Raw genomic sequence first — 22,964 nt, 5'->3', positions numbered from 1 at the left:
CCTCTAGCGCACCTGTTCCCACAGGCGCAGGTAGACCTCAGCACCGTGGAAGACGTCGGTCATGATGTCCGGGCCGCCGAGGACTCGGACGGCTTCGAGCCAGTCGGCGTAGGTGCCGTAGGTGGCGGTGCCGTCGGTGTTGATGTCGAAAGTGCGGTCGCCCCAGCGCTCTCGGTCGAAGGTCACCTTCCCGTCATGGGAGGTGAAGGGGTACTGGATGGTGTTGGGTCCGAGTGGGGCGCCTTGTCCGGCAAGGCCGTTCATATCCGAGCCGAAGCCGTAGCCGAAGTCGCCGCCGGGGCGGGGCATGGTGCGGGCCTCGCGCCAGTTCTTGACGAAGGTCACGGGTTCGCTCGCATAGGGGGTAGCGAAACCACCTGCGGCATAGACGCGTTGGGTGGTCTTGGTCGAATCCCAGCCGTGCGAGGACAGCACGCCGGGATAGTGCCGCTTCTCGATGATGGTCATGACTTCGTCGGCGGTGGCTTCGCTGAGGTGATCGACTTCGATGAGGAAGCCATGGTCGATCATCTTGTTGATCAGGTACTCGCCGAGGTCGGTCAGACCGCGGACATTGCAGTGCGGTCCCGCCGCGTACAGGGGCAGCGGTGCGCCACCCAGCAGGGGCCCGGTGAGGTTGCTGAGGAACTGGTTGATATTGCCCGCGATGGGTACCGAGGGCTGGGTGCTGTCGTGCTCGGGACCGTTGCAGGACTGGACATTCCAGAAGGTGCCGGTCTGCATGAAGTTGCCCGCGTTCACCAGCAGGCCGGTGGTGTCATGGTCCATCTTCGTGCCGCCGAAGGCATTGTCGAATTTATGGACGGGGAAGAAGCTGCTGACCCCGATATTCCGGAGTTCGGTCAGCCAGCGGTCGACGTCGGCTCGGCCGCATTTGGGCTGGCCGAGGAATACCCCGCACCCCATCGGATCCGACAGCTCCATGCCCAGGACCACCGCGAGCTTTCCGGACGCGGCGACGGCGCGCGCCGCGGCCGGGTCGGTGACGATCCGGAAGAAGCCCTGTCCGGGGCCCCCGGCCTGGGCATCGATGTAGTCCTGTAGCGCGCGCAGGTCTGCGGCCTGGGTGCGCACGGAAGTCATATCGTTGCAAGGGTTTCGGCGATCGGACATCATGGCGCACAACGATTCGTTGTCCACCAGATCGACCGTCAGCACCCGGAGCCCGGCCTTCCAGGACCGTTCGATACTGGTCCAGTAGGTGCCTTCGGCGGTGAGCACCGACGGTTTCGGCCAGTCCCGGAAGGTGGGCCAGCCCCGGGTGTCGGAGCTGTGGAACGGTTCGCCGTAGTCGAGGAAGCTGGCGACCAAACCATTTGTGCCGGTGCGGTATTGCGAGCAATCGGGCAGCGCGTAGGTCACGCCGTAGGGATGCCACGGGCGGCCGCAGTGGAAGTTGCCGCCCATGAACTCGTAGGCCGTGACGTGCGCGTGCGCGTCGATGGTGCCCACGATCGAGCCGTCCGCGCCGACGCTGGGGCCCGGGGTTCCGTTCGCGTTCGACTGCGCTTCGGGGAATTCGGCACAGCCGGTTTCCTGGACGAACGTGGCGGGCGTGCTGGTCTTCGTCGCACTGTTGGTGAGAGTGAATCCACCCGCACCCGAACCCTCCACCTTCCAGACGGCGGTGACGGACGGGTTCTTCGCGGGGTGAATCGACCCCGCCGAGGCGTCCAGCACCTCACGGTTTCGACCGTAGAGCAGATATTCGCCGAGCCCCGTCGCATGCATCCGATACGGTCCCGCCGCCGGGACCAGCGCCCCGGCGGGGGTGTCGATCCGGTAGCAGCCGTTGACCAGCGAATAGCGGGTTTGCCCCGAGTCGGCGGTCGGATCGGCGGCGGCGAATCCCGAGCCGGGTCCGGCGACTCCTGCGGCCATGAGGGCCACGGCCAGTAGGGAGATGTTGAAACGCAAGGCATCTCGTTTCTGAACTAGTTCCATTTCAGATCAAGCGCACCCTACCGTCAAAATACTATGAAGCATAGTTTTTCGCGATTCTCAGACCAGGAGCAAGACCAGTCCGGCACTCAGCCCCACCGCGACCACCGACGCGATCGGCGCCAGCAGCATGGTCGCGAAGGCCATGACCGCCGCCATACGCCGTGCCGCCGAACGGGACTCCGGCGCGGACGACAGACATTCGAGCCGCATCGCCAGCGCTTCATCGACGAATCCCAGCGGCGTCACGGGCGTGGTCGCGTGGGCGGCAACGGTATTCAGCGCGGCGCACAGATCCTGTGGATCGGTCGAGGCGGCGGCCGTGCGATCGGCGGCCAACTCCACCAGCGTGGTCAGCGCGGCCGGGGCCGCCGCGAACAACGGAATCCACCAAAAGGCCCGGGCCAGAACCTGACACACGCCGAGAATGTGATGGTGGAACCCGCGCAGATGCGCGCGTTCGTGCGCGAGCACCGCATGCCACTGCGCATCGGTCAGGCAGCGCGCCAGCCCGTCGGTCACCACCACATACCCGCCGCGCCCAGCCACGCTGTACGCCAAGGGAATCGGATGGTCGAGCCGCACCACCTTCGCCCCCGCCGGATCGGCCCGCCCCAATATCTCGACCAGCTCGTTATGCCGACGCCGCCGCGCCACCCCACGTCCCCTGTGCCCGAGGGCAATCCACGCCAACTGCCCGGTCGGCACGATCATGCCGATCGCCACCACCGGCATGATCAGCCGCGCCGTCCAGGTCACGACGACCGGCTCGATCGCGGCCAAACTCCGCACCACCCCACCCGCGAACTCCTCCCCCGGCGGATCCCCCGGCCACGCCAATGCGATCAACACCAGCGCCCCGCATCCGAAGACAGCGGCGATCGCCCCCAGCCACGCCATCATCCCCACCCCCGGCGCGGCCCCGAAATCCACCCGGGTGAGCACCGCGGGCACCACCACCCCCAGTGCGATTCCGGCCGCCACCAGCGCGGCGATAACGATCATTCGCGACGCTCGTCGCCGGAAATCCCCCGCCGCAACGCCTCGACCTCACGCACACTGGCGGTCCGCGCCAAATGCAACAGCACGGCGGGCGCATCGGGACTGTCATCGAGAATCTCCCGCAGCAAATCCGTGGTCGCCTCGGCCCGACTCCGGCTGGGCAGATACCGATAGGACCGCCCCACCTTCTCCCGCCGCACCCACTCCTTCTCGAACAGATGCGTCACCACCGTCAACACCGTGGTGTACGCCGGAACCCGCTCGTCACTGCTGAGCCGCTCCACCAGGTCATGCACCGACAGCGCCTCCGCACTGTCCCACAACACCGCCATCACCTGGCTCTCGAGCGCGCCCAGCCCCTTCATCACTCCACCTCATTCGATCAGCCACCGTTCCGGTGACCTCCCCCGGACGAACGCCCAATCTACTATCGACCGAATCATGGTCAGGATTCCGAACTCTCACTGAGCATGCGATCGGCGTTGTCGATGACCGAATGGGCATGCATCGTCAACAATGCGACCAGATCGACGGAGTCTCCGCCGATCTCCTTGGCGATGAAGAGGCCATCCGCCCCGGCCAATGTGTAAGTCGTCAATGCATGCACCTGCGACTTGCTCAGCCCCGGCTTCAATGACAGCAGCACCTGGCCGAGCACGCGTTGTGCCTCGTCGCGCACCTCCAGGTACCGAGCTCGAGCCTGCGGCTCGACGGGGCGGCGTTCCAACGCCAACATCAGCCCCAGCCGCACGAAGTCCGGAAATTCCAGCACGGCCTTCGCGGTCTGCGCGGCCAATATCTCGACACGCTCGATCGAGGAGCCGTCAGCGGGGAACTCCCACGCATCGAGCCACGTCCGAAAGCTGCGCTCGATGACGGCGGCGAGCAGGGCGTCCTTATTTCGAATTACTCGCGCGATATCGACGCTCTGGCCAAGCGATTTCGGGTCATCGTGCCCGACCTGCCCGGCTACGGGCAGTCCACGAAGAAGCCCGATCACGCCGATCCCGTTCGCTACCTCGCCGACATGATCCGCGGCTTGCTCGATCAGTTGGGCATCGACACCGCTCACCTCGTCGGAAACTCCCTGGGCTGCGCGGCCGCACTGCGGCTGGCGCTGGACACTCCCGACCGGGTGGGCAAGCTGGTGTTGATGGGCCCCGCTGGCATCGGTACCACGTGCGGCCTGCCCACGGCCGGAATGAACAGCCTGCTGAACTACCACACCGGCAGCGGGCCCAGCCGCGACAAGCTTGCCACATTCATCCGCACTTACCTTGTCTACGAAGGTGATTCGGTTCCCGACGAGCTCATCGAGCGGCGCTACCAAGCCTCGATCGACCCCGAAGTCGTCGCCGATCCCATCCTGCGCCGACCCACGTCGCCGCGGACTTTGTGGCGCGCGGACCTCACCCGAGACGGCGGCCTCAAAAATCTGCGGACCCCGACGCTGGTGTTGTGGGGCAAGAACGACAAGGTCAACAAGCCCTCGGGCGGGCCAGCCCTGCTCAATATCCTGCCCAATGCCGAACTGGTGATGACCGCGGAGACCGGGCATTGGATGCAGTGGGAACGCGCCGAACTCTTCAACCAGCTCGTGCGGGACTTCCTCACCCCTACCGCCGCCTGGGCCCGCTCCCAGCCGGGGAGGTAAACGTCATGACACCCAACACAATTGGCCACTCGGTGTTCGGCAACGTACACATCGGCTACATCGTGATCGAAACCAATCGGTTCGCCGACTGGCGGCGCTTCGGACACGACGCGATCGGCATGCACCTGGATGAGACCCTCACCGACGTCATGCGATTTCGGCTGGACGACAACCGATGTCGCTTCCTGCTACAACGCGGGCCCGCGGAAGATGTGACAGCCCTGGGTTGGCATATCGACGATCACGCGACATTCGACGAGATCTTGTCGCGGGTGACCCGCCATGGGGTCCCGATCGTCGAGGGCAGCTCGGAAGAAGCGGCGTTGCGCGGTGTGGAGCGACTGGTCCGCTTCCCCGGCCCGAATGGGCTGGCACAGGAAGTGTTCGCCCGTGCCACCGTCAGCGACACACCGTTGCGGATGGCGAATCGGGGCGGGTTCGTCACCGGCGACGCCGGGCTGGGCCACGTCGCGATCATCACCAAGAAGCCGCATCAGATGCGCGTCGGCCAGCACACCAACGACAAGGAGCTGTCGTTCTACGCGGTGGCACCATCGGGATTCGATTGGGAGGTCGGCTGGAACCCCATCGTCGTGAACGAAATCACTTGGGAACCAACCACATACCAGGGCATCAGCATCTGGGGACACACCCCCGAGGGCCGAACCATCATCGACAAACTCGATCAATTCAGGCTCGGCATCAAATCCCTACTGCGCGACGAGGATTCCGTTCCCGCCCTGGCGGGCTCCGGCATACCCGACAACCAGCGGGACCTGTTGTAACTCACTCGATCCCCTGGCGCCGTCCCGCATGCAACATCAGGCTGTCCCGCGGTGCTGCGCTCAGGCGATGTATCAGTTCAGCTCATCGGGGGCACGACCTTGACACCGAGCTTGGTGGCATCGGGCGCATTATCTGGATTGGCAGGCCAACCTTTCAACGTCAACCGGTCAGGCTGCTCAACGCCTAGAACATCTCTGAGCGCGGTCACTACGCGATCCGTGAGGTCCCGGTAGGCGGCTCTCGGAGCAGGCCAAGCCAGGAAGCGGATCCAATTGTGCCCCCGCTCGGGATCACCCCAGCCATCCAATCGCATCCGCACCTCATCGTCCGGCGTCATGCGATAGTCCGGTTCCAAATACCGGTTGCACACCACCTCGCAAGCCAGTACTCGATCGGACATCAGGAACGCGACGAACCGGTTCCCCTCCGCTTCGAAAACGAGGTTGCTCCACGCGGGCAGCCGCGCCACGAAAGACGCCAGCGCAATCGAAAACTCCTGCCACACTTCATCATTCACCGCAGCAGTCATTGATCCTCGCCCGCCGCTTTCTCTTCCGCATCCAGCCACGGCCGAACCTCGCTGTCGTAGTGGTCCTCCTTCTCCTGATACGCGGGATTGATCAACCGCAGGCGAACCTGCGTGCCCAGCGTGGACAGGGAGACAACCAGATTCGGCAGATCCCATCGGATGGAAGACTCCGCACCGGGAGTCCGTCGGGCCGGTCGCCCCAGTTCCGTCATCATCCAGACACCGAGCGCCGCGAAATCATCGACAACACCTTCGGGATCGCTGGGCGGCTCGCCGAAATTCGTGTCAGTCACCGCGATACTGAAGTATTTGAGCTGGTCACCACTGGTGTATACAGATGCCTTTGGGAGTGGAACCATCAGATCCGTCTGCATGGTCGCCCCATAGGTCGAACGACGTAGCACAGCCCAGCCGGTCGCCGAAGAAAACCGGTCGATGTCCGCTATCGTCCATGTCCAATCAAGCCGTGCCGCAATGCGGACAATCTCCTCGGCACGGTCCATACCTGAGCGCATGGCCCGATAGTACAGCTGGCGGTTCGTCATTCTATTGCCTATCTGAGAAAACGGGCGCCGTAGCCCAACGCTTTTCGAGCTTCGATCTGCCCGATGCTCATCGGTGCAGGAATCGCAATCTGCAAACTATATGCCGCCGACTGAGTCACAGGCTGACCGTCCGGCCGATTTTGAGGCAAGTTGATCGGAAGAGAACGAGGAATCAACATTGATAGCGACGCCATCGTTGCCGCCAAGGTTTGGGACAGTATGTTGTCACCAGATGAGCTAATACTGTCCGCATGGGGATTGTTCTCCGGAGGTACAGGTTCTTGATAGTCGGGATGCGCTGGATTCGCCTTACCGGGCTTGGATTTGAAGTCCCAAAACTGGATCTTCCCGTTTTTATCGGTCTGGATGGCCTGGTAATCGATTCCGGACGTATCGCCATTTATCGCGCGCTCCAGGTCACCCTTCAGATTCCATCCTTTCTCTGCGTCAAGTTGCTCAATTCTCTCTAGTAGCCCAGGATCCTTCTCCAGCTGCTTTTTGAGATACGCAGATAGATATTCAGGACTTCCCTCCCGCGCCCGGACCCGAGGGCCTCCTCGCGGGTTGTCGATCATTGCACCGTCGCCCAGATTGGGAGGACCACCACCCTTGGCATCCCAGACTACGAGTTTTCCGTCCTTAGAGGCGAATACCAAATCCAGAACGCCCGGTCCACTTTCCTCAGACAGTGGATGCCCGCCTTCTGCGTCCCTTTCCGCTCGAGCCCCTGCCATACCAAGGTCTTCACCGGCTTTGCGGTAACCTCCCTCCAAGCCGTGGAGTTTCTCTACCGCCTCGCGAATTGCTTCAACTTTGCCTTCTTGCCCAGGGTTGGCGAGCTCCAATTGGTCGAAAGCATCGTGACGTTTACTGCCATTGAGCTTGGCGAAGTCAGCATCTTTCAGCTCGGCAAGCTCACCCTTTATCCTCGCCCGCTCATCTTCGACTTTTTTTGCTTCATCCAAGTATTTTTGTACGTCCGCACCCTCTTTTGGAAGCGAAGTAAGAGCGGTCTTGGTCTGACCTTCGACCCTCAGTGCATTGGCATCGAAGTAAATATCTTTTGTCGACCATGGGTCTTCCGCAACCTGCCCGCCGATTGGTTTCCCATCAGGTGATTGGGCCCCTTCCTTCCATCGGGGTTGCCCACGTCTGGTATCCCAGTTGGTGTTGTCCCAGAAGTAGTCCGGGTAACTCGGCGGACGCTTGAAATTTGGAGGAGGCCAATCTGGAGAAGCCCAGTCCGGAAGATCCGCCGGCGGGTCCGTGAGACCACCATCACCGGGTTTCGGAGGTTGTTTGCCACCACGGTTTTGTTGCGCTCTGGGGCCACGTGGCTCCCATGGGAGCCCGTCTACCGTCAATCCTCCCCCAGGAGTCGCCGGGCCATGATCGCCCAATTGCTCGAGCACTTTCGCCAGTTCGCTGTCGGGTGCGAGGGAGTGGACGATCGCCGCCAAGTCGGCGGGCACAGCAAGGTGTGCCTCCGGACCGAGGACAACCGTGGCTGCCAGGAGCAGTCGGGCCAGCATGGAATTGAGAGGCGACTGTGCCTGGGGGCCAACGCCTTCCGGAGAGCTGGGCACAAGCCCCGGGGGCCGCTGTTCGAGGCCCGCGCCGGGTGATCCGGCACCTGGAGCAATACTTGCCGAGTTCGGTTTGGGGATGCCGTCCTCGCCGAGATTAAGTCCGCGCATGGTGTCGTTCAGCGCGTCTTGTGCCGCGGCGGCGCGGAGTGCGTCGCCGAATCCGATCAGACCGGGGACCTGGTCTGCGGCTTGGATCAGCTGCCGGAGGGTTGCGTCGCCGACCGTGGTGAGATGTGCACCTTCGGTCAGGCCCTTGATCCCTTTGAACAGGGGGACTGCGATCCGATCCCACGGCATGATCATGGCGGCGTCGATCGCGGCGTCCGACATGCTGGGCTTGCTGTCGTTGTAGTTGTGGCCGAGGTCGGCCAGGCTCTGCACGCCGGGATCACCAGGTGCGATCGCCGCGGGAATTGACGCCAGCCCTTGCACGACGGGTCCGGTCAGGAAGTGTGCGACGTCGACGTACGGTGCCAGGATGAGCTGGTAGTCGAGTTTCAGGGCGCTGGTGAGGATGCCACGGAATTCGTTGAAATAGGGGTCGGTGTGTACTTGCTCGTTGTTCAAAACAGCGGCTGGATTGCTCAGATGCAGTAGACCGGTCTCGAGACTGTCGCCGAGGTCATTTATCTTCCGGTCCAACCATCCGGGCTTCGGTGGCTCGTTGATGAAGGATGACGTCGGCGCGCTGAACGAGGTCGGAAATCCATTACTGTCGGGAGTAATGGTGATCTGGTACTTGCGATTGTTCTGTGGATCGGTACTGATGAAGTGATTCGGGATGGGATTGTTCTTGTCGTCGTATTCCTGAACGAATGCCTGCGGGGCGCTTTTATCGTTCTTGTTCGCGACCGTGAAACTCAGCAAGTGATGGTCCGAGCCGAGGTTCAAGTCCAGGATCGAGCCGTTGGGATTCTCCTGGTGGACCTCCATTCCGGTCAGCAAGCCTTGTCCGACAGGGCCGGAGTAGTGGGAGGTGACCGTATTGCCGGGTGACACGGTCAGTGTTTCGTTCCGCATGATGATCGGCTGGTCCAGGCCGGGACCGGTGATCGTCCGGACCTCCCGAAGGAGACCTTCTTCAGTGCTGACGTCGACTTGGACCTGTGTACCGGTCGCCATATGCTGCGGTGCGAGAGCAGGGACCAGTTGCTGCTGTTCTGGAGTCAGGCCAACCGCGTCGCCGATCGTGGGACCGGCGTTCTTGAGTGACCCATCAGGGTTGTACATCGCCTGCAGGATCGGGTTTTGCTGTACAAGTCCGGGGTCTATGTGTTGTGGCGGTTGGGAATTCGCGGGCTTCTGTTGAGGCTGCGGCCCGGTGACGGGGTTGGTCTGGAACTCCGTGGTGGTCCACGGGCGACCGGCGCCGTCGCTGCCACCATGCTGGGTGTCAATCCGCGTTGTTCCGTCGGGCATAGGAGTACTGACAATTCGTTGGCCCCATTGGTCTGTGCCGGTAGTCGGGGGACCTATCGGATCCGCCATCGCAAGCTCCAGTTCGTGATATGGAAAATCGAAGGAACCCGGCTTACGCTGGGCACCTTTGGTTTTGGGATTCCGAATACGACGCGCAGTTCCTCGCGAGTGCGTTTTCGCAGCAGGCGGCGGGTCGAAGATGGAGGGTTTCTCGAACACCGAGCGAGCGCCGCCCCGAGTCCACACAGGGTGATGAGCGACTGATGCCGACTCTTATTGCGGCACAACCATTTCTGCTGCACCAAGCGTAGCGCCTAAGGTGTGACAGCCTGGCTGACCGACCAACATTCTCATTCTCGGTACGGCCTGAAACGACAGAGCTCCGCCCGGATCACCGAACGGGGCCCCGAGTCCTGTCCCACCAGGAAAGAGCAGAGTGCACCGATGCGAGTAGATTTCGACCGAGCCATTCGGGTCATACAGGCCGCTATGGTCTTCGACTGGACCTGGACAGCCGATGACCTGCATGCCTTCACCTCGCGGGTCGGCTGGCAACTCGAAGACCTCGACAAGCGCCCTCCAACAATCAACACCGATCTCGATATCAACCGCACCGACGTCATGGTCTTCCTCGACAACACGGTCCTGCCCGGGAGACCGCGCCCGATCAAGCAGATCTGGTTCTACTACGCCGATGTCGTCGATGACCCGGCCGTAAAACCACTGCTGCTCAACGCATTCGACGACCTTGTCCAACGGGCATTCGATCTGGTGGGGCAGCGACCGACAGAGTGGTGGAGCGTACCCGGCTTCGGAGTGCGATGGGACCTGCCAAACCTTGTACTGACGCTGACCGTCGGTGATGGATCGGGCAATGTGGCGCTGGTCAGTCCTGCATACCAAGCCTGGCGGGATGAGATCGATGCCCAACTCGATCCCGAGGAAACACCCGACGTGGACCATTACTGGCCGTGGAACCGATGAACATCTGGGCGCGAAAACGACTGAGCCCCATCCGCGTTCGGACGGGGCTCAGGTGACTACGGGTTGTGCCGCAGCAAATTAGACGTTGAAACGGAATTCGACCACGTCGACGTCCAATATCTGCACGTCAAACGCGCTGCTCATACATCGAGTCACGTTCCGAACCGAAATAACCTCTGCATCCTGAGATCCGCCGCTCCTGCCGTGCAGATTCGATGAATGTCGACGGTGGCGCACCAGGTAACCACATCGATGTCGTTGGTACGCAATACATCCCGACGGCAAAACCGGCCGTCACCTGGAGATTCGGGCTACCCGATCACCCGCTCTTGACAAGTCATGTTCGCTTCGGTGATGCTAGGTACAGCGCCACGGTTGTGCCTCCACCCAAATTCCAGGGTGCTGAGACCTGACAGTTCGGAGCGCTTCCACTCAAAAACCAGCGCTACCACAGCTTTCGGCTGTGGTAGCGCTGTGCTCATGTCCAGTGGAGGAATAGCCCAACGCGAATCACGATAAGGCTGCTGCACTCGGACTTCGGCCATAAGTGGTTGCAGCACAACGGTTTTCATGATCCTCTCCCGATCGCCGGTCCCGCCCGCACTTCTGTTCACTGAGAGTGCGCGAGCCGCGCCTTTGTAGAGCCAGGGTCTTGACCTCACGATCGTCGTGCATGTGTCCGCGTCGCAGGTCCCAGTGACAGCACCCATCGATCTCCGACGCAATCCCTCACATCGGCCCCACCCCCTGGGGCTTGGTGACCCCCCTGCGACCCCGTTCCCCTGTGTGGGCCGGGGTCGTTGTTGTTTCCGCCCTCGGAAGGCCCTGATACCTGATGACCGACACCCAATCCATCGGACCGGTGCGCCACGGCACCCACCGTCTTGGCCAATCACCTGGCGGGAAAGGTCGGTCATGACTGCCCCAGCCTTGGACTTTCGTCGGCGCTCGGACTGGCTCAGTTCCATGACCCCGGCCAACCCGGACGGCTTTGCCGAACAAGGCTCGCGGGGAAACCAAAGCCCCCGCGTCGTCAACGTGAACGTGCGCGACGCAGCTGGCGCCGCGCGTGCCCTCGGACGAGTCCTCGCCGCGCAGGACCTGGTGCCCGAGACGACCGCATCGCCGTCGGTGGTGCGTGAGATCGCTGCACCGATCATGCCGGTGCGACCGAACCCGCATCGGATCGACAAACTCGAAGAACAGATCAACGGGGTTGGCACACAACCCAATACCACTTCGCCCGCCGCCACTCAGCCCGCACCGGTGACTCCCCCGCATCCCCACCGACCACGCCACCGAACCCTCTGCTGTTCCCGAACCTCTACAACCCCGATGGCACCCGCATCACCCCTGGACAGTCCGTGCCAACGGTTCCCACCGTGCCCAAGTCGATCGATCCCGGTCTGGCGGTCCTCTTTCCCGCCTCCTACAACCCGGACGGCACCCCGGTCACTCCCGAAACAACCACCCGTAGTGCCAGTACAGCCCCCAGTCACGACTCTGCTACCCACGATCAGCCTCGCACCCCAACCCCCGGTATCGCACGAGGACACCCTCACTATGCCCGACGGGACCACCTATCCCGTCACGGTCGTCGCGACCGCGAAGCTCGTCGCATTCCCCGGCATGGCACCGGTTCTGGTCTCCACCAGCACAGCCACGGTCAACCAGCCCCATCCCCTCTACGGCGGAACGAGTTGGACAGCCACATTCGACAACGACGAGCGTCTGACTCGTATCGATATCACCAGCCCGACAACAGGAATCGCCTCAGTCGCCGCCAGCAGCACCGGATTGCGGATCACCAACACCGCCGGCACGACCTTGACCGTCAACGACAAAGGCGTGCCCTCGGGCCCGTACGAGAACCCCGCCACCGGAGAGAAAGGAATCGCCGAAGCACTACCCGGCGGCGGCTACCGCACCCTCTCCGCCGACGGCGCCATCACCGAATACAACGCCGCCGGCGGCATCGTCAACCACCTACCCGCCCCCGACACCAGCGATGACGGATGGTGGGCCAAGACCGGCAACTTCGTCAAAAACGGGATCGCCACCACCCTGGGCACCGTCCAACACTCGATCGCCAATATCGGTGCAGGTTTGGGCGCGGCCGCCAGCGGCGGATCACTCACGCCACAAGGCCAAGCCTTCATACAAGCCGCCGCAGTGGACCCGGACCACGACCCCGCCAAAGCATGGCGGCAATGGCTCGACAACCTCACCGTCAAAGGCACTCTCAGCGCCGCGGGCAACGTCGTCAGCGGCTTCGTCGGATGGAGCGGCATCGGCCAGAACATCAACGCCGCCGCAGGAGTCTTCGACCTCCACCCCAACCTGCCCACCCCCGACGACGTCGGGAAAGCCATGGGCGACAACGCCAAAGCCGCGAAGGTCGAATACGACAAAGGAAACATCCCCGGAGCCCTGAACCACCTCGGCATGGCAACCGGACTATTTCCCAACTTCGGCAACATCAACGACGTTGTGGTCTGGCTCGCTCTATTCGGGCTCGGTAAAGCCGCGGCGGGGCGTTCGGGCCCTCCCGAAGCGCTACCGCCCACACCGGTCGAACCCCTGCCGACACCAAAAACCCTCGGACCCGGCGCATCTCATCCCGCCACCGTGTCTCCTGTCGGGTCGATAAAACCTGTGTTGGATTCCCACCCCCAGCTCACCGCGTCCGAATTCGCGCAACTGCACGAACACCTCACAGAGCTCCGAGCCGCCGAAAGAGTATTCGCCGACCAAGTCGTTGGTTTCGTCGAATCCCTGACCCAGGCCGAAATCGCACAATTAACCACCACCCGGGCCATGGCACACACCGGCCCAGGCGGCACACCGCCCCATCCCCAAGGCCCCACAACACGCGGCACCGACCCGCATCTCGCCGCAGGCCGAGACAGCTCGGGTACCGGACACCAGCCACCACCAAGCAACAGCGGATCGAGTAATAACGGTCGCCCCACTCTGGACCATGGGTCTAAGAGTAGAGCTCTCGGTCCCGACCGTGACGGTCGCTTCCCCGACGACATCGATACGCCGGGCGTACGACAAGCGTTCGACGATCTTCCAGATCGTACTGCGGGTCCTACTAGCGGCTTTGCGCTGGACGCCGCAACCGACCGGCAGATCCCCTACCCTTACGGGAAGGATCCGGCCGCTGCCATCACCAGCGACCAGAAAGCGCCGTGGAAACGAGCAATGGCACTGATCAAGCAAATGCCCTTCACCCCGGTTCTGTACCGCAATGCAGATCCTAAATTCGCGGCGGATGTAGAGATGAAAGCCGCCATCGTCGCCAGAGACCTCGGGATCAAGAACCTCAAGATTGTCATCAATAATTCAAGTGGCCCTTGCCTCCGAGGTTGCGACCTCGCCTTGCCCTATCTCGTGGATCCCGAGGGATCAATTACCGTGATTTACCCTGGCGGGTATAGGATTTATAAAGGATCGAAATTTAAGGAAATTGATGGGAACAGTGGAAGTTTATAAATTCGATGCCGGATATCTTCCTCGGCATGTCGACGATCCGATAGTCCCGTCCTCCGGCAAGGACCTCGCCGCGATCATCGATGAGATGTACTCCTCTACCAACGAGGAGTGCAGCCTCCTGTCAATAGCAGTGCGCAACTCCGAAGGAATCTATGTCGTTCAAATGGATATAGGCGTTCGAGCGGCCGAGCCTCTAGGATGCCTCCGCTACATTGCTGCCGAAGGTGACGTCTACAGCAAAGGGAAATACCTTAGCAATGAACCTGTCGCATATTATGACTTCGGCAACGAGAGACTTTTCGCACCGGGTTCACAAATCCCCCTTGATGCCGTGAAAGCCGCTGTAATTCAACTGTTTGACAGTAATGGCGGGAAACCAGATTGTGTGGAATGGCAGGAGTGGCACGGCTGGATCCTCGACGACGATGATGACGACGACAAGTATTTGAACTCCGAATCTCAAGCGCCCAGTCCCGATTACTCGGATCCGCCATTCTGACGCAATGTGCGGCTTTCTCACTGCAGAAGCATCGAATATGCCGGCCTGACGTCGTGACTACAGAGGTGCTGCGCACAACTTCTTGCGAGGAATCTACGTAGTTTACTTCTAGACCTGGCGTGTCTCAGTCGCATGTTTCTGATCAACGCTCCCCGAGCGAGAACGACAACGCCTACATATCGAGGTGCTACTGCGCCTTGATACGGAGCACCTCCGTACACGGCCAACAGCACTGAACCGAACGACAGAACCCTACCCAGATGGGCAGGGTTCAACCAGTCTGTGCAGGTAGCGGTTTCGCGCGACCTACTTGTTCTTCGACGGTGATGCTACTCCGCTTCGGAATTCGACGACGTCGCCGTCGGCCATGACGTAGTCCTTGCCTTCCATGCGGACCTTGCCCGCGGCCTTGGCTGCCGCCATGGAACCGGCTGCCACCAGGTCGTCGAAGGCGACGATTTCGGCCTTGATGAAGCCGCGTTCGAAGTCGGTGTGGATGACGCCGGCGGCCTTGGGGGCGGTGTCGCCCTGGTGGATGGTCCAGGCTCGGGATTCCTTGGGGCCTGCGGTGAGGTAGGTCTGCAGGCCCAGGGTGTGGAAGCCGGCGCGGGCCAGGGCGTGCAGGCCGGGTTCGGATTGGCCGATGGACTCGAGGAGCTCCAGGGCGGACTCGTCGTCGAGTTCGATGAGTTCGGATTCGATCTTGGCGTCGAGGAAGACGGCGTCGGCGGGGGCGACGGCGGCCTTCAGTTCGGCCTTCTTGGCCTCGTCGGTGAGGACGGCTTCGTCGGCGTTGAAGACGTAGAGGAAGGGCTTGATGGTCAGGAGCGAAAGTTCCTTCAGCAGCTCGACATCGAGCTCCTTCTGGGCGGCGAAGAGGGTGCGGCCGCTGTTGAGGATGGCCTGCGCCTGGGCGGCGGCATCGGCGACCGGCTTGCGGTCCTTCTTGATGCGGGCTTCCTTTTCGAGGCGGACGACCGCCTTCTCCAGGGTCTGCATATCGGCGAGGATGAGCTCGGTTTCGATGACCTCGATATCGGCGAGGGGATCGACCTTGCCGTCGACGTGCACCACATCGCTGTCGGCGAAGACGCGCACGACCTGGCAGATGGCGTCGGCCTCACGGATATTGGCGAGGAACTTATTGCCCAGACCCTCGCCCTCGGAGGCGCCCTTGACGATGCCGGCGATATCGACGAACGTCACCACAGCGGGGAGTTGGCGCTCGGAACCGAAGATTTCGGCGAGCTTGGCCAGCCTCGGATCGGGCAGCGGCACGACGCCGGTATTCGGCTCGATGGTGGCGAACGGGTAGTTCGCCGCCAGCACGTCGTTGCGGGTCAGCGCATTGAAGAGCGTCGACTTTCCGACGTTGGGCAGGCCGACGATTCCGAGGGTGAGACTCACGAGAACGAGAGTTTACCTGCGCACTTACGACCGAACGGACCCGGGCCGCGCCGCATCAATTCAGCACGGCGGCGACGGCGGCCGCCAGCGCCGCGTATCCGGCGTCGTTCGGGTGCAGGTGGTCACCGCTGTCGAAGGCGGGGGCGAGTCGATTCGGATCCGCCGGATCGGCGAGCGCGGCGGCCGTATCCACCGCGGCGTCGTACTCGCCCGAGGTGAGAATCCAGTCGTTCACCGCCCGGCGGACGCGATCGCGTGCGGTGTAGAGCGCGCGGTCGCCATTGCCGAAAGCCGAGCCCGCGGCGGGCAGCATTGTCGCGCCGAGCACTCGCAGCCCGGCGGTGTGCGCCTGCGCGATGAGTGTGCGATATCCGGCTATCAGCTGTTCGGCGGAGGCTCCCGGGACAGGAGCGCTCTGCGCCATGACCCGGCTGTCGAGCCAGATGTCATTGATCCCCTCCAGGATCACCACGGTCCCGACGCCCGGTTGCTCGAGCACCTCACTACGGAAGCGGGAGAGCCCGCTGTCCCCGAGCCATCGGGAATCGACGGTCAGACAGTTGCCACCGATGCCGAGATTGAGAACCGGACGCGGATTACCCTGTGCGGCAAAGTATTCGGCCAGTCGATCCGGATAGTTGCGATGCGTGTCATAGGTGGAGCCGACGCCCTCGGTGAACGAATCCCCGAACAGTGCCACCGCCGGCCTGCGCGGTAACCCGATCTCGGACTCCACACCCGCCAGGTAGTACCAGGACGACGAATTCACCGTGAAGGCGTTACCGGAGGCATCGGCGCGATGATCATCCCAGGCGAGATATGAAGTGTTCTGCGCCTGAGCGTGATACGTCGCCGGACCGGTGGCGTCGGCGAAGTAGAGGGTCACCGTCAACCGTTCCAGTGCCCGCACCGGCAGTGGGATCGGATCGGTGACGGCGTCCTCGCCGGGCTCGATCCGAAACGCGGTGGCGGAGTCGATTGTCAACGGCCGCAAGCTGTCCGGATACACGGCCGCACCGCCCGCACTGCGCGCGATGGTCGCACCCCGCACCCGCAGCGGCTGGGTGCCGAACCGGTTCGACAACCGCAGTCGCAGTATCGATCCCGCATCGCTGACCCGAATCGCCTGGCGCACAGTCTGATTCCCGAATCCGACACCGGACCAGTTGGGTGCGAAGCTTTCACCGGGGCGTTGCAGGGCGCTGACCCAGATCGGCTGCCACCCCGGCGCGACGACCGGCGCCGAGGCGGTGGCGGCAGCGAAGACCAGAAACAGACCGAGGACGGCGGCGATGACACGCACGGCGGCATTCCGCTTCATCGGCCCCGGGCCGTTCCAGCGAAATGAACACCGCGCATGTACACCAGCCTCGCATCGAGCCGCCGAATTCTCGTGGCGATTCAGGCGCGGGGCTCGCGGCCGAGGTATCCGAGCAGCTCATCGACTACGGGAGTGGCGCTCGCGGAGTCGGATTCGATGACGGCCGCGTACGCGCCCCACTGTCGCAGCGGCTCCACCAATCCGCGCGAGGCGGTGAGCAGGTGCCCCGCCAGCTCCTCGGTGAGCGGGGAGGGCTGTCCGGTGGCGATCGCGATATCCCAGGCGTGCACGGCGGCGTCGAGGGCGCACATGACGGCCGCGACCGGGGTGGGGAGTTCGCCGTGCGGCAGCGGGGTGGGGACGGTTTCGGCATCGTCGGCGACGGTGGCCCAGGCGGCGGCGGTCTCCTCGATCGCGGCGGCGACCAATGCGGCCGGGGTGCCGTCGACGGTGCCGGACGGGGAGAAGGGGTCGTAGGCCGGGCCGTCGCCGATGCCGAGGAATTTGGCGTAGGCGAGCTGATCACCGGCGGCGTGCTGGACGACCTGGGTGACGGTCCAGTCCGAGCAGGGGGTGGCGAGCTGCCACTGGTCGTCGGCGACACCGGCGACGGCGTCGGTAAGGGCGCGGTAGGAGGTGGCGAGCACATCCCGCCAGACCGGGGCGAGGATGGCGGCGGGGGTGGCGGTGGTCTGCGAATCGGCGCTCATTGTTCTTGCCTCTCAGGTTGTTTCAATCCGTTGAGATAAAGGTATGAGGCAATTAGGCTAATTTCGTTCCTAATAGTTCGGCCGATTCCGAAGAGGTGGATGTGACCTCGACCACAACCCGGCTGCTGCGGCTGCTTTCGCTCCTGCAGGACCGCACCCATACCGGTCGTGAGCTGGCCGAACGTCTCGCGGTCACCGATCGAACCCTGCGGCAGGACATCGCCCGGCTACGCGAACTCGGCTATCCGGTACATGCCGAACGCGGGCCGATCGGCGGCTATCGGCTCGGACAGGGCGCGAATATGCCGCCGCTGCTGCTCGATGACGAGGAGGCGGTGGCGGTCGCGGTCGCCATGGGGCTCACCGAGAACGGGAGTACAGGGGTCGCGGATATCGACGCGACCATTACGCGGGCACTCGCCAAATTGCAGCGCATTATGCCGAAACGGTTGCAGCACAAAGTGAATGCGCTGCGCAGCAGTACCGAGGTGGGTCCGTCCGTCACCGGCTCACAAGAACCGGACGCGCCGGTACCCGCGGAGACCCTGACCACCATCGCCACCGCCATTCGCGGCACCACGACCCTGCGCACCGGCGGGCACGAAAGCGAGCTCGAGCCGTACCGGCTGATCAGCTGGCAGCGCCGCTGGTTCCTGGTCGCCTACAGCCTCGAAACCCACTCCTGGCGTGCGCTTCCCGTCGCCGATCTGCCGCAGGTGGAGCGGACGAGTCGGGTATTCGCCGCCCGCGCGCTCCCCGAAGCGGATCTGGTCGCCTTCGTCCTGCGCGAAATCGCCTCCGCCGGTTGGAAAGTGCATGCCCGCGTCACCGTGCTGGAGTCCGCCGAAACGGTGATCGCCCGGGTCAATCCGACGGTCGGCGTGGTGGAGCCCATCGACGAGCACTCCTGTGTACTCCTCACCGGCGCGGACCGATTGGAGACCATCGCCATTTATCTGAGCATGCTCATGATGGATTTCCGCGTCGACGATCCGCCCGAGTTGGTGGCGCACCTGCGGACACTGGCTCGCCGCTACGCCGCCGCCACTCCCCCGGAGCGCTGAACCCCGCATTCCGTGACATGGAACGCGATGCCGTACACCGCCGAGCTGCGGGCCAGGGCTATTCGGCTCTGGGCCCGGTGAGGTATTCGTCGAACTCACCTCGATCCGCCATCTCACCCAGCCGAGTGAGAGCCTGCGCGCGTTGATGACGTAGGAGGAAATCCCGGGCGTTGTCGAGGTCTGCGGCCGCGAGGCCGATGGACGGATCGATCGGGACTATGCGCGTGGGGGCGGTGTCTCGGGATCGGTCGACAGCCCAGTCCTCGTCGCCGGGCTGGAATTGGTCGTCGAACCAGACAAGGGGGCGGGTTCCGGCCCAGGCGGTAATACCGGGGAGTTTCGCGTGGTGGCCGTTGGCGTGCCGGAAGGCAGTGCCGTCGAAGGCGATCACCTCGAGGTGCGGTAAGCCCAGCGGCACGGTGAGCAGGCGGTTGGCCTCGTGTTCCCACAGGGTGGCCCAGACCAGATCGGCCTGAGTTTCGGCGGCCAGCTCCAGGAGTTGACGGCCGTGCGCCGGATCCAGCCAGACGGTGCGGTTCTCGGCAGGGCGGCCGGGAAAGATCTCGGGGCGCAACAGGTGTGCCCGATACCCCGGGGCGCGAGGTGTTTCGCTATCTGCGAATGGGTTCAGCGGCCCATCCACGTCGAGCAGAATCGCGGGTCTCGTCTCGGCCATATGTCTCCCCCTCGGCCCGGGCGTGAAACGCTTCGGCCCGCCCAGCATGGACCAGCGGCCGCGCCGGTGCCAGCGGATTTCGCGAAGCCGACCGCTCAACGACCGCCCAGGCCGGACATGGCAATGCCGCGGATGAAGGCGCGTTGGGCTACGGCGTAGATGAGGAGCAGGGGCAGCAGGATGAGGGTGGCGGCGGCCATCAGTAGTGGCCAGTTGGTGGTGTACTGGCCTTGGAGGCGGACCAAGCCGAGGGTCGCGGTGGCGTATTCGTTGCGCTGGATCATGATCAGCGGCCAGAGGAAGTCGTTCCAGACTGTGATCCAGGTCAGCACAGCCAGGACCATGACGGCAGGGCGGGCGTGTGGGAGCAGGACGCGCCAGTAGATCTGCCAGGGAGTGCAACCGTCGAGGGTGGCGGCCTCCTCCAATTCGGTTGGGAGCGTGGCGAAGAACTGCCGCATGAGATAGGTGCCGAAGGCGCTGCCGAAGAGGCCGGGGACGATCATGGCCCAGGGGGTGTCCATCCAGCCGAAGGCGCGCATGAGCAGGAATTGCGGGATCACGGTGACGGTGAGCGGAACCATCAGGGTGGCCAGGTAGGCCAGGAACAGCGCCTCGCGTCCGGGAAAACGCAAGCGCGCGAAGGCATATCCGGCGAGGGAGCAGAAGAAGACCTGACCGGCGGTGACGCAGAGGGCGTAGACGGCGGTATTGAGCAGCATGCGGCCGAGCGGAATGGCATCGAAAACGTCTGTGTAATTGGACCATTGGGGGTGCGCGGGCAGAGCCGACGGATCGATGAGCTCACCCTCGGATTTCAGCGAGGCCGAGACCGCCCACAGGATGGGAGCCAAGGCACACCAGGCGACTGCGATCAATGCGACGTAGATGAGCAGGACGCGGATGACTCGCTTCGCGGACCGATTCACAGCTCCGCCTCCGCACGCCGCGACAGACGCAGCTGAATCAGCGTGAGCGCCAGCAGGATTGCGAAGATCACCCAGGCGAGCGCCGAGGCGTAGCCGATTTCATAGAAGCGAAAAGCGTTCTGGAACAGCATGATCCCAAGAACATAGGTGCCGGTCTCGGGTCCGCCATTGCCACCGGTGAGCGCATACGCCTGATCGAACGCCTGCACCGAATTGATGATGGTGATGACGAAGACGAAGGACAGCGCTCCGCGAATCAACGGCACGGTGATCGACCAGAACCGCCGCAGCGGTCCCGCGCCATCGATCTCCGCTGCCTCATAGAGGTTTTCGGGCACGCCCTGCATGGCTGCCAGCAGAATGACGGTGGCGAACGGCACGCTCTTCCACACCGTCACCAGACCGAGCGAGACCAGCGCCCAATCCGGATCGGTCAGCCACGGCACCGGGGAGATGCCGAACCAGCCGAGGAAGAGATTGGCCAGCCCGTCATCGCTGGCGAAGACGAAGCGGAAGACCACCGCCATGGCGACCGTCGAGGCCACCAGCGGCAGGAAGGCGATGGTGCGAAAGATGCCCATCCCCCGGAGTTTTCGATTCAGCAGTCCGGCCACGGCCAGGCTCACCACCACGGTCGGTACCAGGGTCAGCAGGGTGAAGACGGCTGTATTGCGCAGCGCGATGAAGAACAGCGGATCCTCGGAGAACAGCCTGCGATAGTTATCCACACCCACGAACAGGGGTGGACTGAACAGATCCCACGAGTGGAAGCTCAGATACAGCGAGAACCCGAGCGGGAAGAGCAGAAACACCGCCACCGCGGCCAGATTGGGGGCGATGAACCGTACTCCGGCGCGGGCCCGTCGCCGTGCCAGGGCATTGGTCATATCGCCGCCCGCAGGACGGCGTCGATATCGTCGGCGGTCTGCCCGCTCAGTGAATCCGCCGTCGCCGCACCGCGCAGTACCCGATTGCAACCGCGTTCGAGCAGCGATTCGACCTTGCCCCACTGGGGTGTGACCGCCATTTGACGGGAGTTGGCCGGGCCGTCGGTGAAGACCTCCAAGTTGCGGATACCGCGATGTGCCGCGGCGAAACCCGTTGCGTGCATGGCTGATTCGAGCACCGGAACGAAGAGTCCGGAGGCCGCGATGAGTGCCTGCCCCTCCGGTCCGGTCGCGAATTTCACGAATTCCCAAGCCTGTTCGCGGCGCGGGCTGGCGGCGGCGATGGCGAGTCCGGTGCTGCCGACATCGGTGATCGCGCCCGGACCTCCATGCGGTCCGACCGGCAGTACGGTCACATCGAAGTCGAGATCATCGCGCCCGGTGAACTCCGAGTACAGCCAGTGTCCGCCCATGAGCATGGCCGCACGACCACTCCGGAACAGGTCCTGCGCCGAAACCGATTGCCGGTCACCGACACTCGGGGCGACGCGGTGCCGGACCGCCAGATCGGCGTAGAACTGCAGCCCCTCCGCGAACCGCGGATCGCCGATATTGGTGCGCTCGGGCCGCACCGGCGGGGTGAACCATTGCGCGCCATTGTTCATACCGAAGCAGGCGGCCGAGAAGTACGGCACCCAGGCATCGACGAAACCCCATTGCCCGGTGTGGCCGTCGGCATCACGGTGGGTGAGCGTCTGTGCGGCGGTGAGGAATTCAGCGAAGGACCAGGCGTCGGACCAGCGCGCGGGCGGCTGAATTCCCGCCTGTTCGAACAGCTTCCGGTTGTAGTACAGGAAAACCCCGGACCACTGCTCGGGCAGCGCGTACTGCCCGCCCCGCCAGCGGAAGGTTTCGCGCAGCGGTGCGTACCCGTCCGCCGCCAACTCGGCGGCGTATCGCGGATCGCGGTCGAGGAATTCGCGCAGATCCACCAGCACCCCGCGCTCGGCCAACTCGGCGTAGAGCAGCTCCCACGACATCAATACATCGGGGCACTTCCCGCCCGCGCAGTAGGTGAGCATCTGCTGGAGCGGATCCGGCCCGGACATGATCGTCCGAATCTTGATATCGGGCCGCCGCTTCCGGAATTCGTCGATGAGCAACAGCCGGGAGCGCGCTTCCTCCGGCCGCGCCTGGAAGAAGAAGGTGACCGCATCGTCGTCGCCCCCGCCGCAGCCGCCGACCGCACCGGCGAGGGCCGCAGCCGCCGCGCCGCCGAGCAGCGTGCGACGCGAGACGACGGGATCAATACGCACGGCGCGCTGCCCGGTCACCGTTCATCGTGGATTTCCTACCGTTTGCCGCAGCGAATCCACCGTTCGTCGCATATCGGTCGGCGGCACCAGTCCAGCGCCGAAAGTACGGGCATGAATGAAACGACCTCCCGGTCAAGAGGGTCTCCTCCGGTCTCGGACCCTGTGGCCCAGGTCTCAGATCAGCATG

19 protein-coding genes and 1 pseudogene are annotated in these 22,964 nt (G+C 63.5%); 6 read left to right on the top strand and 14 right to left on the bottom strand.

All coding sequences use genetic code 11. From position 1 onward, the window contains the following. Positions 1-3: 3 nt before the first annotated feature. The 4 genes from OHB26_RS17200 to OHB26_RS17185 form a co-directional block, all read right to left on the bottom strand. Complete coding sequence (locus OHB26_RS17200) at positions 4-1,938, bottom strand: peptidase (protein ID WP_330185163.1); 1,935 nt, start codon at positions 1,936-1,938, stop codon at positions 4-6. Between the two features lie 84 nt (positions 1,939-2,022). Further along, positions 2,023-2,967 carry a M56 family metallopeptidase gene (locus tag OHB26_RS17195; RefSeq protein WP_330185162.1) on the bottom strand — a complete coding sequence of 315 codons (945 nt, stop codon included), beginning with the start codon at positions 2,965-2,967 and terminating at the stop codon, positions 2,023-2,025. Further along, a complete protein-coding gene (locus OHB26_RS17190) occupies positions 2,964-3,329 on the bottom strand; it encodes a BlaI/MecI/CopY family transcriptional regulator (RefSeq protein WP_330185161.1) in 366 nt (121 codons plus the stop codon). The genes OHB26_RS17195 and OHB26_RS17190 overlap by 4 nt, the downstream gene beginning before the upstream one ends. Before the next feature lie 80 nt (positions 3,330-3,409). Then, positions 3,410-3,643, bottom strand: coding sequence for a hypothetical protein (locus OHB26_RS17185; protein ID WP_330185160.1), 234 nt, complete (start codon positions 3,641-3,643; stop codon positions 3,410-3,412). 189 nt (positions 3,644-3,832) lie between these two features. On the opposite strand from OHB26_RS17185, the pseudogene OHB26_RS17180 reads away from it, so the two are divergent. Together OHB26_RS17180 and OHB26_RS17175 are read left to right on the top strand one after the other, a co-directional pair. Continuing rightward, positions 3,833-4,618, top strand: a pseudogene (locus tag OHB26_RS17180) (alpha/beta fold hydrolase); the annotation flags it as partial. Positions 4,619-4,623: 5 nt separating this feature from the next. Next, positions 4,624-5,403, top strand: a complete 780-nt coding sequence (locus OHB26_RS17175) for a hypothetical protein (RefSeq protein ID WP_330185159.1) — start codon at positions 4,624-4,626, stop codon at positions 5,401-5,403. A 77-nt stretch (positions 5,404-5,480) separates the two neighbouring features. On the opposite strand, the gene OHB26_RS17170 is transcribed toward OHB26_RS17175, so the two are convergent. Genes OHB26_RS17170 through OHB26_RS17160 form a run of 3 tightly spaced genes read right to left on the bottom strand, consistent with a single transcriptional unit; the run spans position 5,481 to position 9,486 of the window. Beyond that, positions 5,481-5,933, bottom strand: a complete 453-nt coding sequence (locus OHB26_RS17170) for a TY-Chap domain-containing protein (protein ID WP_330185158.1) — start codon at positions 5,931-5,933, stop codon at positions 5,481-5,483. Further along, positions 5,930-6,478 carry a DUF6301 family protein gene (locus OHB26_RS17165; protein ID WP_330185157.1) on the bottom strand — a complete coding sequence of 183 codons (549 nt, stop codon included), beginning with the start codon at positions 6,476-6,478 and terminating at the stop codon, positions 5,930-5,932. Before OHB26_RS17165 ends, OHB26_RS17170 begins: the two co-directional genes overlap by 4 nt. A gap of 8 nt (positions 6,479-6,486) precedes the next feature. Continuing rightward, positions 6,487-9,486, bottom strand: coding sequence for a hypothetical protein (locus tag OHB26_RS17160; RefSeq protein ID WP_330185156.1), 3,000 nt, complete (start codon positions 9,484-9,486; stop codon positions 6,487-6,489). A 321-nt stretch (positions 9,487-9,807) separates the two neighbouring features. On the opposite strand from OHB26_RS17160, the gene OHB26_RS17155 reads away from it, so the two are divergent. The 3 genes from OHB26_RS17155 to OHB26_RS17145 all read left to right on the top strand — a co-directional run bounded on the left by OHB26_RS17155 (position 9,808) and on the right by OHB26_RS17145 (position 14,467). Beyond that, the gene (locus OHB26_RS17155) at positions 9,808-10,470 is read left to right on the top strand and encodes a DUF6301 family protein (RefSeq protein ID WP_330185155.1); all 663 of its coding nucleotides are present in this window, start codon (positions 9,808-9,810) and stop codon (positions 10,468-10,470) included. Between the two features lie 1,563 nt (positions 10,471-12,033). Continuing rightward, complete coding sequence (locus OHB26_RS17150) at positions 12,034-13,968, top strand: DddA-like double-stranded DNA deaminase toxin (RefSeq protein ID WP_330185154.1); 1,935 nt, start codon at positions 12,034-12,036, stop codon at positions 13,966-13,968. Beyond that, positions 13,946-14,467, top strand: a complete 522-nt coding sequence (locus tag OHB26_RS17145) for an Imm1 family immunity protein (protein ID WP_330185153.1) — start codon at positions 13,946-13,948, stop codon at positions 14,465-14,467. The genes OHB26_RS17150 and OHB26_RS17145 overlap by 23 nt, the downstream gene beginning before the upstream one ends. Before the next feature lie 306 nt (positions 14,468-14,773). On the opposite strand, the gene ychF is transcribed toward OHB26_RS17145, so the two are convergent. The 3 genes from ychF to OHB26_RS17130 all read right to left on the bottom strand — a co-directional run bounded on the left by ychF (position 14,774) and on the right by OHB26_RS17130 (position 17,905). Next, positions 14,774-15,874, bottom strand: a complete 1,101-nt coding sequence (gene ychF / locus OHB26_RS17140; protein ID WP_330185152.1) for a redox-regulated ATPase YchF — start codon at positions 15,872-15,874, stop codon at positions 14,774-14,776. A gap of 55 nt (positions 15,875-15,929) precedes the next feature. Then, positions 15,930-17,177, bottom strand: a complete 1,248-nt coding sequence (locus OHB26_RS17135) for a GDSL-type esterase/lipase family protein (protein ID WP_330185151.1) — start codon at positions 17,175-17,177, stop codon at positions 15,930-15,932. Positions 17,178-17,275: 98 nt separating this feature from the next. After that, positions 17,276-17,905 (bottom strand): TIGR03086 family metal-binding protein, encoded by a 630-nt coding sequence (locus OHB26_RS17130; RefSeq protein WP_330185150.1) that lies wholly within the window; start codon positions 17,903-17,905, stop codon positions 17,276-17,278. A gap of 101 nt (positions 17,906-18,006) precedes the next feature. Here OHB26_RS17130 and OHB26_RS17125 point away from each other — a divergent pair, with 101 nt between their 5' ends. Beyond that, positions 18,007-18,969 (top strand): helix-turn-helix transcriptional regulator, encoded by a 963-nt coding sequence (locus OHB26_RS17125; RefSeq protein ID WP_330185149.1) that lies wholly within the window; start codon positions 18,007-18,009, stop codon positions 18,967-18,969. Between the two features lie 58 nt (positions 18,970-19,027). Here the strand turns inward: OHB26_RS17125 and OHB26_RS17120 are convergent, their stop codons facing one another. The 4 genes from OHB26_RS17120 to OHB26_RS17105 form a co-directional block, all read right to left on the bottom strand. Beyond that, positions 19,028-19,645: an HAD domain-containing protein gene (locus tag OHB26_RS17120; RefSeq protein WP_330185148.1), complete on the bottom strand. Its 618-nt coding sequence runs from the start codon at positions 19,643-19,645 to the stop codon at positions 19,028-19,030. 95 nt (positions 19,646-19,740) lie between these two features. Beyond that, positions 19,741-20,574, bottom strand: a complete 834-nt coding sequence (locus OHB26_RS17115; RefSeq protein ID WP_330185147.1) for a carbohydrate ABC transporter permease — start codon at positions 20,572-20,574, stop codon at positions 19,741-19,743. Beyond that, positions 20,571-21,449, bottom strand: coding sequence for a carbohydrate ABC transporter permease (locus OHB26_RS17110; protein WP_330185679.1), 879 nt, complete (start codon positions 21,447-21,449; stop codon positions 20,571-20,573). Before OHB26_RS17110 ends, OHB26_RS17115 begins: the two co-directional genes overlap by 4 nt. Positions 21,450-21,457: 8 nt before the next feature. Further along, entirely contained in the window at positions 21,458-22,777 is a 1,320-nt protein-coding gene (locus OHB26_RS17105; protein WP_442942962.1) for an ABC transporter substrate-binding protein, read from the bottom strand. Positions 22,778-22,964 lie beyond the last annotated feature (187 nt).

The organism is Nocardia sp. NBC_01503, from assembly GCF_036327755.1.
GTDB lineage: Bacteria > Actinomycetota > Actinomycetes > Mycobacteriales > Mycobacteriaceae > Nocardia.
The sequence above is the reverse complement of the archived record's forward strand: the minus strand, read 5'-3'. Positions and strand labels throughout refer to the sequence as shown.